We start from the raw sequence: 8,947 nt of genomic DNA, 5'->3' as shown, positions 1-8,947 counted from the left end.
TTACAAACTAAAAACAAGAAAGGTAGGGCAGTTCGGGTTTGAATTGAACCCGGGTTAGCCATGACTTTCAAAACAATATTTAATTGACCCCGCCCTAAAAGCTGTGTGAAAAAGATTGATTGACTTGCAAGTCCAGTACTTGCTGCGTCAATCCCCTATTTTCACTTTGCTTTTTACGGGCTTGGTATCTTATAGAAAGGTAGAGTGAGGTGTTCTAATTTGAACACGAGCGGAAAACTCGGAAAATAGATAATCTGACTGAGAAATCAGGATTTCTCGTCAGATTCCTAATTTTCAGTCGTTTTCTTGTCGCTCTTTGTATCATAAATTATGTCTATCCATATTGCTGCTCAGCAGGGTGAAATTGCTGATAAAATTCTTCTTCCTGGGGATCCTCTTCGTGCTAAATTTATTGCGGAAAATTTCCTTGAAGATGCTGTTTGTTTTAACGAAGTGCGTAACATGTTTGGTTACACGGGTACTTACAAGGGTCACCGTGTATCTGTCATGGGAACTGGGATGGGAATGCCATCGATTTCGATTTATGCGCGTGAGTTGATTGTTGACTACGGTGTGAAAAAATTGATTCGTGTGGGGACTGCGGGTTCTTTGAATGAAGATGTCCACGTTCGTGAATTGGTTTTGGCGCAGGCAGCTGCAACCAACTCAAATATCATCCGTAATGACTGGCCACAGTACGATTTCCCACAAATCGCTAGCTTTGATTTGCTGGATAAGGCCTACCATATCGCCAAAGAACTCGGTATGACAACCCACGTTGGGAACGTTTTATCATCTGATGTCTTTTACTCAAACTACTTTGAAAAGAACATCGAACTTGGTAAATGGGGAGTCAAGGCTGTGGAAATGGAAGCAGCGGCTCTTTACTATCTGGCAGCCCAACAGCATGTTGATGCTTTAGCTATTATGACTATTTCAGATAGTTTGGTTAATCCAGATGAAGATACAACTGCAGAAGAACGTCAAAACACCTTCACTGATATGATGAAGGTAGGTTTGGAAACATTGATCGCAGACTAAAGGTAGGCTATATTTAGAATGATTTCTCTTGTTCTCAAAATGATAACTATCAACAATGAATCAATCCTGAAATAGGTAAGAATAAGGAAATTGAAGAAAGCCTAATTGTGTCAAAGGACCGAGACTAGTCAGTTTAATATCTAAATCATAATCAAATAAAGTTGGAAGCCAAGTTGACAAGAAGTCAAGACTTTCAACTTTTTAACTTGAAAATTCCTAGGAGTACAAAATGGATAAGATTGAACAATTACAAGGTATTATTGATCAAAGTCAGAGAATTGTCTTTTTCGGTGGTGCAGGGGTTTCTACAGAGTCTAATATTCCAGATTTTCGTAGTTCAGATGGTATATATAGTCTGAAACTAGGTCGCCATTTTACTGCCGAGCAACTGGTTTCACGCACTATGTTTGAGCGCTATCCAGAGGATTTTTTTGATTTCTACAAAAAGTATCTGCTCTATCCTGATGCCAAGCCGAATTTAGCACATGATTATCTAGCGTTGTTGGAAAAAACAGGTAAATTAAAGGCGATTGTGACGCAAAATATCGATAGTCTCCATGAAATGGCAGGATCTCAGAAAGTTTTGAAACTGCATGGTAGTGCAGATCGTAATTATTGTTTGGGCTGCCATCGCTTTTATGATTTGACTGCCTTTTTGGAACTTGAAGGTCCAGTTCCCTACTGCTTAGATTGTGGCAAGGTGGTCAAACCTGACGTGACCCTTTATGAGGAAGCGCTAGATATGAATGTATTTAGTCGCGCAACTCGAGTCATTCAGCAAGCAGATTTGTTGATCATTGGTGGAACTTCCTTAGTTGTTTACCCTGCAGCTAGCCTAATCAATTATTTTTCAGGGTCAAATCTTGTCGTTATCAATAAATCCAGCACTCCTCAAGACAGCCAAGCTGATTTAGTTATCGAAGGTAAGATTGGAGAAGTTTTTTCTAAATTGAGACAATAAAAAACTGAAAGAAGTAGGACTATACTTCCTTCAGTTTTCTTGTATCACGAACTCAGAAACTATGAACAAGATTCTCTTCATTTCTAGGAGAATTTTATTGTTGATTTATAAATTGCTCGAGTTATTTTTAATTGTTGAATAAAAGGAAAAAAGGAAGACTTTCTGGATGAAAAACTTCCTTTTTTAGTCAATTAGTACATGCTGATTTTAATGAAATGCTACTATATTGTTTACTTTTTTAAAGATCGCAAAAAACAATCAATCTCTGCTTGAGAATGGAGAATATGCATCTTTTCTGGGTAAGTATTGTTTAAATATTGGTATCTATCCTTAGCATTTTTTGTTCGACCATCCCTGAGAATCCATCTGATAAACTCCCAATTAAATTGTTCTTCACATCCAGCTGCCATACTTTCTCTGACCTTGCCTCGGTATGTGAGATAACGTTTAAAGGCTCGTAGCAGACAATTCCAGCGAGAAAAATTGAGAAAGATGATTTGGTCAGCTTCCTGCATTCTTTCCTCGTAATAGCACCAAGAATAATTCCCATCAATGACCCAATCTTCATGCTTGGTGAGAAAGCTTTTCATCTCGGTCAACATCCATTCGCGGTCACTGTCTTGCCAACCAGGTTGAAATTGGAGTGTGTCCATATGAAGTTTTGGGATGGAGTAGTAGAGAGATAACTTTGCTGCTAGAGTTGACTTACCAGCACCAGAATATCCGATAATTGCGATTTTCATTTTCTACCCTTTCCTATTTGGAGACAAAAAAACAGCCTCTATGGACTGTTTCTTATTTAGCAAGTTTAGCTGAAAGACGAGCTTTGTCGCGGCTTGCTTTGTTTTTGTGAATCAAACCTTTAGTTTCTGCTTTATCGATAGCTGAGCTAGCAGCACGGAAAAGTTCTTCAGATGGGTTTGCTTCGAAAGCTTTGATAGCAGTACGCATAGCTGATTTTTGAGCTGAGTTCTTTTCGTTTTGTTTAACGTTCAATTCAGCGCGTTTGATAGCTGATTTAATGTTTGCCAATGTTCTTACCTCCATATTTACTAACTATACCATTATATCTGAAAACTTACGTTTTGACAAGGGGAAATTATTTTTTTAAGTAAATTTCATCGATTTCATGGTTCTTTGTTTTATGAAGAATCACTTCTGCACGATTTCTGGTTGGTTCAATATAATTTTGTAGATTTGTGAGATTGATACTGGTCCAGACCTGATGGGCAAAGGATTCCACTTCCCCAATCGGCATTTGTGTAAAACGATAATAGTAGCTATCAGGGTCGTTTTGGGCTAGGCTCAGCATTTTCAAGAAACGGTCCAGATACCAACTCTCGATGTCATCAACTGAAGCATCAACATAGATGGAAAAGTCAAAGAAGTCAGTAATGTAGAGACGCTCGTTTTGTGGATTTTGAAAGACATTTATTCCCTCAACAATGACAAAATCAGCAGCTTTGACGCTTTGCTTTTCCTCGGGTACGATGTCGTAGACTTCATGAGAATAGACAGGAATATCTACATCTTGTCCATTTTTGATGTGATCCAGGAAGTTGAGAAGAGCTTCCATATCATAGCTTTCAGGAAATCCCTTACGATTTAGAATCCCTTGCTCAATCAGGGTCTGGTTGGGATAGAGAAAGCCGTCAGTTGTTACCAACTCAACCGTAGCATCTGTAAGCGTACGGGATAGCAGGATTTGAAGTAGGCGACTAGTTGTGGATTTTCCAACGGCAACACTCCCAGAAACCCCAATGATAAAAGGCTGGGTTTTACTTTCACGTTGGAGGAAAATTCCTTTTGAAAAGGCCAAATCATCCTTGGTACGTTTGTAAATCTGGATGAGATGGGCTAGGGGTAGATAGACATCGGTAACATCCTGCAAGCTAATCTGGTCATTAAAACTCTTGATGGATTCTAATTCCTCTTCTGTCAAAGGAGGTGTTGTTTTTCGATGTAAAGATTGCCAAGTCTGGCGACTGATTTTTTCAAAATGTAAAAATTCGTTGGTCATGTGTTTTCCCCTAGATATTTTGTTTATCATACCATAAAAAGATAAAAAAATAAAGCGGTTTCTTGATGATAGTAAGCCAATATCGTATAATAGAGGTAGATAGAGGTTGAACAATTTATTGATGAAGTAGGAGCTACCTTCTCCTGATTTATAAGCTTATAAAGGGCGCTTTTCGGTTCACAACTTATAGGAGGTGTGTCATGAAAATCTTAAAAAGTTATTTATTGGAACTCTGTTTTATTTTAAGTTTTGCACTACCTTTTTTAAAAGGAGCGAATGCGGATAATGGTAGACGTTTTGTGGAAACCTATTACGGTTTTACTTTTTTGATGGAACATGCCATTGTAACAGCTGTCTTTATCTGTTCGCTCTTGATTGCTTTCTTCCTAAAAAAACGGTGGACGAAATGGCTTGCTGCTGGAAGTTATGTCTTTTTAGTTCTATGGATTGCTACAGAGGGTTATTTCTTCCGCATGTCACTAGAAGATTTGATACGACTTTGGACAAGTTTGGAATTCCTGACAAAAACGTATCAGTTGGGCTTTTATCTAAACATCTTGTTGGGAATTTTGTTGATAATAAAGTATTTGAAGGTTAAGCAATAGTCATAAAAATGAGCCTAATTATAGATGATAAATTTGTTGTTTTATCCTGAATGTGGTACCTTATAGCTCCCAATGGGTTGTCATTCGTTTCCAATAATTGAAAGAGATTGAAGAAAATGTTTTACTTACTAGCTTTCTTCAGTCTTTTTCATTTTGTCATCAATTTGTAAACGATTTACAATTTAAGTCAAATTATGGTAAAATAGTTTCATGAGTAAAATGTATTATGCAGAAAATCCTGATGCTCCTCACGACATTCATGAGTTGAGAGTGGACTTGTTGGGAGAAAAAATGACCTTTTTGACGGATGCGGGTGTTTTTAGCAAGAAAATGGTTGACTTTGGAAGTCAACTATTGCTCAAGTGTCTGGAGGTCAACCAAGGAGAGACAGTCCTTGATGTAGGCTGTGGTTATGGTCCATTAGGTTTGTCCTTGGTCAAGGTTTATGGAGTTCAGGCGACCATGGTTGATATCAATAATCGTGCCTTGGATTTGGCGCGACAAAATGCTGAACAAAATAAAGTAGAAGCGACGATTTTCCAGTCTAACATCTATGAACAAGTTGAAGGGAATTTTGACCACGTCATTTCTAATCCTCCTATCCGTGCGGGCAAGCAAGTGGTTCATGAAATCATTGAGAAAAGTAAAGATTTCTTGGAAACTGGTGGGGATTTGACCATCGTCATCCAGAAAAAACAAGGGGCTCCAAGTGCCAAGTCCAAGATGGAAGATGTGTTTGGTAATTGTGAAATCGTCAAAAAAGATAAGGGATACTATATCCTTAGAAGTGTGAAAGAATGAGAGCAGTTGATTTAATCCAAAAAAAACGTGATGGTCAAGAACTGACTTCAAGTGAAATCGAATGGCTAGTTGAAGGCTATGTGTCAGGAACTGTTCCTGATTATCAGATGTCTGCCTTTGCTATGGCTGTTTATTTCAAAGGAATGACGACTCGAGAAATATCTGATTTGACCATGAAAATGGTTCAGACAGGCCAAGAATTTGATTTATCAGCTATTGATGGGGTTAAGGTTGACAAGCATTCTACTGGGGGTGTTGGTGACAAGGTGACCTTGATTTTAGCTCCATTAGTAGCGAGTTTTGGAGTTCCAGTCGCGAAAATGAGTGGTCGTGGTCTCGGCCATACGGGTGGAACAATTGATAAATTGGAGTCCATTAAGGGCTATCAAGTAGAGCGTAGTCAAGAAGATTTCATTCGTCAGGTTCAGGATATTGGTGTATCTGTCATTGGGCAATCAGACCAGCTGGTCAAAGCAGATAAGCTTCTCTATGCCCTTCGTGATGTGACCGCAACTGTTGACACAATTCCTTTGATTGCGAGTTCGGTGATGAGCAAGAAAATCGCGGCAGGGGCGGATGCTATTTTGCTAGACGTGACTGTCGGTGAGGGTGCCTTCATGAAGACGGTTGATGAGGCGCGTGAATTGGCTCAAACCATGGTAGAACTTGGTAAGGCGGTTGGTCGGAAGACGGTAGCTGTGATTACAGATATGAGCCAACCCTTGGGAAGAGCAATTGGAAATCGCCTCGAAATTCTTGAAGCACTGGAGATTTTACAAGGGCAAGGTCGTCAGGATATTACCCACTTCATCTGTGAATTGGCTCAAATTATGCTTGGTTTAGCAAATGTAAACAAGACAGTTGAAGAAGTCCGCCAACATCTTGAAAATGGTAAGGCACTGGCTAAGTTTGAGGAGATGGTCCAAGCCCAAGGTGGAGACTTGGAAGACCTCTATCGTCCTGTAAATGTAGCCCATGTGGTGGAAATCCCTGCTCAGGAAACAGGTGTCATTTCAGCTCTCCCAGCTATGGAATTTGGCCTCTATGCTATGAGACTGGGGGCAGGTCGTGCAGTTAAGTCTGATACCTTGGACTATGAAACAGGAATTGTTTTTGAAAAGAAGGTTGGAGACTCTGTTCAAAAGGGAGAAATTGTTGCAAAAGTATACACAAATGGAAAAATTTCTCCTCAGCTAGTTACAGATTTTCAAAAATATGTTAAAATAAATGATAGGGTGCAAAGTTTACGAGAAATTATAGAAATTATCTCATAAACCGCAGGAGAATCCGAATATGAAATTAAATAAATATATCGATCATACGCTTTTAAAACAAGATGCGACAGAAAATCAAATTGATTGTTTGTTGTCTGAAGCTAGAGAGTATGATTTTGCCAGTGTTTGCGTTAATCCGATCTGGGTTGAACATGCTAAGAAAGGGCTTGAAGGCACAGATGTTAAGGTCTGCACAGTAGTAGGTTTCCCTTTGGGAGCAACAACTTCAGTCGTGAAATCTTTTGAAACAAAAGAAGCTATCCAAAATGGGGCTGATGAGATTGATATGGTGATCAATGTTGGGGCTCTCAAATCAGGAAATTTAGCTTTGGTTGAATCTGATATTCGCGCAGTAGTAGAAGCAAGTGGTGACAAGTTAGTGAAAGTCATTATTGAAGCGTGTCTGCTGACAAACAAAGAAAAAGTTGTGGCTTGCCAATTAGCCCAAAAAGCGGGAGCTGATTTTGTTAAAACATCTACTGGTTTTTCAACTGGCGGCGCTACGATAGCAGATGTTACATTAATGCGTGAAACAGTTGGACCTGATATGGGAGTCAAGGCTGCTGGTGGAGCTCGTTCTTATGCAGATGCTCTTGCCTTTGTGGAAGCAGGTGCGACCCGTATCGGAACGTCAGCTGGGGTAGCAATTCTAAAAGGAGAATTGGCAGATGGCGACTACTGAGTTGATTGAACTAGCAATTGAAACCAGCAAGAAAGCCTATGTGCCCTATTCTCATTTTCCAGTCGGAGCTGTTTTAGTGTCGAAAGATGGTAGTATTTATACTGGTGTCAATATCGAGAATGCTAGTTATTCTTTGACCAACTGTGGAGAACGTACAGCGATTTTTAAAGCAGTTTCTGAAGGTCAAAGAGAATTTTCAGAATTGATTGTCTATGGACAGACTGAAAAACCAATTTCACCATGTGGTGCTTGTCGCCAAGTGATGGCTGAATTTTTTGAACAAGATCTAAAAGTGACTTTAGTCGCAAAAGATAAATCGACGGTCGAGATGACGGTCGGGGAGTTACTTCCATACTCTTTTACAGACTTAAACTAGTCTGAGTCGCTCTCTGAGTGGCACGGTCCTTGTGACCAACCAATCCATACTTGCAACATCGTTGCACATCTTATTTAGGAGGTTCAGTAATGAACAAGAAACAATGGCTAGGCCTTGGTCTAGTTGCAGTGGCAGCAGTTGGACTTGCTGCATGTGGTAACCGCTCTTCTCGTAACGCAGCTTCATCTTCTGATGTGAAGACAAAAGCAGCAATCGTCACTGATACTGGTGGTGTTGATGATAAATCATTCAACCAATCAGCTTGGGAAGGTTTGCAAGCTTGGGGTAAAGAACACAACCTTTCAAAAGATAAAGGTTTCACTTACTTCCAATCAACAAGTGAAGCTGACTATGCTAACAACTTGCAACAAGCGGCTGGAAGTTACAACCTAATCTTTGGTGTTGGTTTTGCCCTTCACAATGCGGTTGAAGAAGCAGCTAAAGAACACACTGACTTGAACTATGTCTTGATTGATGATGTTATTAAAGATCAAAAGAATGTTGCTAGCGTAACTTTCGCTGATAATGAGTCAGGTTACCTTGCAGGTGTGGCTGCAGCAAAAACAACTAAAACAAAACAAGTTGGTTTTGTAGGTGGTATGGAGTCAGAAGTTATCTCTCGTTTTGAAGCAGGATTCAAGGCTGGTGTTGCCTCAGTAGACCCATCTATCAAAGTACAAGTTGACTATGCTGGTTCATTTGGTGATGCCGCTAAAGGTAAAACAATTGCAGCTGCACAATACGCAGCTGGTGCAGATATTGTTTACCAAGTAGCTGGTGGTACAGGTGCTGGTGTCTTTGCAGAAGCAAAATCACTCAACGAAAGCCGTCCTGAAAATGAAAAAGTTTGGGTTATCGGTGTTGACCGTGACCAAGAAGCAGAAGGTAAATACACTTCTAAAGATGGCAAAGAATCAAACTTTGTTCTTGTATCTACTTTGAAACAAGTTGGTACAACTGTAAAAGATATTTCTAACAAGGCAGAAAAAGGTGAATTCCCTGGCGGTCAAGTAATCGTTTACTCATTGAAAGATAAAGGGGTTGACTTGGCAGTAACAAACCTTTCAGAAGAAGGTAAAAAAGCTGTTGAAGATGCAAAAGCTAAAATCCTTGATGGAAGCGTAAAAGTTCCTGAAAAATAATGGATGGAAGTCATTTCTTAGGAAGCGGCCCTCGGCCGCTTTTTT

Annotated in this window: 11 protein-coding genes; 8 read left to right on the top strand and 3 right to left on the bottom strand. The window is 39.7% G+C overall.

What is annotated here, in order from left to right:
• Positions 1-330 precede the first annotated feature (330 nt).
• Positions 331-1,041, top strand: a complete 711-nt coding sequence (gene deoD, locus SMIDD28_RS04850; protein WP_061425110.1) for a purine-nucleoside phosphorylase — start codon at positions 331-333, stop codon at positions 1,039-1,041.
• Between the two features lie 229 nt (positions 1,042-1,270).
• Positions 1,271-2,002, top strand: coding sequence for an NAD-dependent protein deacylase (locus SMIDD28_RS04845; protein ID WP_061425108.1), 732 nt, complete (start codon positions 1,271-1,273; stop codon positions 2,000-2,002).
• 230 nt (positions 2,003-2,232) lie between these two features.
• Here SMIDD28_RS04845 and SMIDD28_RS04840 read toward each other — a convergent pair whose 3' ends face one another.
• The 3 genes from SMIDD28_RS04840 to coaA form a co-directional block, all read right to left on the bottom strand.
• Positions 2,233-2,745, bottom strand: coding sequence for a DNA topology modulation protein (locus SMIDD28_RS04840; protein WP_061425106.1), 513 nt, complete (start codon positions 2,743-2,745; stop codon positions 2,233-2,235).
• A 52-nt stretch (positions 2,746-2,797) separates the two neighbouring features.
• Positions 2,798-3,034 carry a 30S ribosomal protein S20 gene (gene rpsT / locus SMIDD28_RS04835; RefSeq protein ID WP_001274000.1) on the bottom strand — a complete coding sequence of 79 codons (237 nt, stop codon included), beginning with the start codon at positions 3,032-3,034 and terminating at the stop codon, positions 2,798-2,800.
• Positions 3,035-3,101: 67 nt separating this feature from the next.
• A complete protein-coding gene (gene coaA, locus SMIDD28_RS04830; protein WP_061425104.1) occupies positions 3,102-4,022 on the bottom strand; it encodes a type I pantothenate kinase in 921 nt (306 codons plus the stop codon).
• Between the two features lie 200 nt (positions 4,023-4,222).
• Between coaA and SMIDD28_RS04825 the strand changes: the two genes are divergently transcribed.
• The 6 genes from SMIDD28_RS04825 to SMIDD28_RS04800 all read left to right on the top strand — a co-directional run bounded on the left by SMIDD28_RS04825 (position 4,223) and on the right by SMIDD28_RS04800 (position 8,902).
• Positions 4,223-4,627: a hypothetical protein gene (locus SMIDD28_RS04825; protein ID WP_061425102.1), complete on the top strand. Its 405-nt coding sequence runs from the start codon at positions 4,223-4,225 to the stop codon at positions 4,625-4,627.
• A 210-nt stretch (positions 4,628-4,837) separates the two neighbouring features.
• A complete protein-coding gene (locus SMIDD28_RS04820; protein ID WP_081103217.1) occupies positions 4,838-5,428 on the top strand; it encodes a class I SAM-dependent methyltransferase in 591 nt (196 codons plus the stop codon).
• Positions 5,425-6,702, top strand: a complete 1,278-nt coding sequence (locus SMIDD28_RS04815; RefSeq protein ID WP_061425098.1) for a pyrimidine-nucleoside phosphorylase — start codon at positions 5,425-5,427, stop codon at positions 6,700-6,702. Before SMIDD28_RS04820 ends, SMIDD28_RS04815 begins: the two co-directional genes overlap by 4 nt.
• 19 nt (positions 6,703-6,721) lie before the next feature.
• Complete coding sequence (gene deoC / locus SMIDD28_RS04810) at positions 6,722-7,384, top strand: deoxyribose-phosphate aldolase (protein WP_061425096.1); 663 nt, start codon at positions 6,722-6,724, stop codon at positions 7,382-7,384.
• The gene (locus tag SMIDD28_RS04805; protein ID WP_061425094.1) at positions 7,371-7,760 is read left to right on the top strand and encodes a cytidine deaminase; all 390 of its coding nucleotides are present in this window, start codon (positions 7,371-7,373) and stop codon (positions 7,758-7,760) included. Before deoC ends, SMIDD28_RS04805 begins: the two co-directional genes overlap by 14 nt.
• 89 nt (positions 7,761-7,849) lie before the next feature.
• Positions 7,850-8,902: a BMP family lipoprotein gene (locus SMIDD28_RS04800; RefSeq protein ID WP_061425092.1), complete on the top strand. Its 1,053-nt coding sequence runs from the start codon at positions 7,850-7,852 to the stop codon at positions 8,900-8,902.
• Positions 8,903-8,947: the final 45 nt, after the last annotated feature.

The organism is Streptococcus mitis (assembly GCF_001579045.1).
Lineage (GTDB): Bacteria > Bacillota > Bacilli > Lactobacillales > Streptococcaceae > Streptococcus > Streptococcus mitis_D.
This window is presented reverse-complemented; position numbering and strand designations above follow the sequence as displayed.

Coding starts and splice junctions, on each gene's coding strand:
- SMIDD28_RS04845 (WP_061425108.1), top strand. CDS start 1,271: ATGGATAAGATTGAACAATTACAAGGTATTATTGATCAAAGTCAGAGA.
- deoC (WP_061425096.1), top strand. CDS start 6,722: ATGAAATTAAATAAATATATCGATCATACGCTTTTAAAACAAGATGCG.
- SMIDD28_RS04800 (WP_061425092.1), top strand. CDS start 7,850: ATGAACAAGAAACAATGGCTAGGCCTTGGTCTAGTTGCAGTGGCAGCA.
- SMIDD28_RS04825 (WP_061425102.1), top strand. CDS start 4,223: ATGAAAATCTTAAAAAGTTATTTATTGGAACTCTGTTTTATTTTAAGT.
- SMIDD28_RS04815 (WP_061425098.1), top strand. CDS start 5,425: ATGAGAGCAGTTGATTTAATCCAAAAAAAACGTGATGGTCAAGAACTG.
- coaA (WP_061425104.1), bottom strand. CDS start 4,022: ATGACCAACGAATTTTTACATTTTGAAAAAATCAGTCGCCAGACTTGG.
- SMIDD28_RS04805 (WP_061425094.1), top strand. CDS start 7,371: ATGGCGACTACTGAGTTGATTGAACTAGCAATTGAAACCAGCAAGAAA.
- SMIDD28_RS04820 (WP_081103217.1), top strand. CDS start 4,838: ATGAGTAAAATGTATTATGCAGAAAATCCTGATGCTCCTCACGACATT.
- SMIDD28_RS04840 (WP_061425106.1), bottom strand. CDS start 2,745: ATGAAAATCGCAATTATCGGATATTCTGGTGCTGGTAAGTCAACTCTA.
- deoD (WP_061425110.1), top strand. CDS start 331: ATGTCTATCCATATTGCTGCTCAGCAGGGTGAAATTGCTGATAAAATT.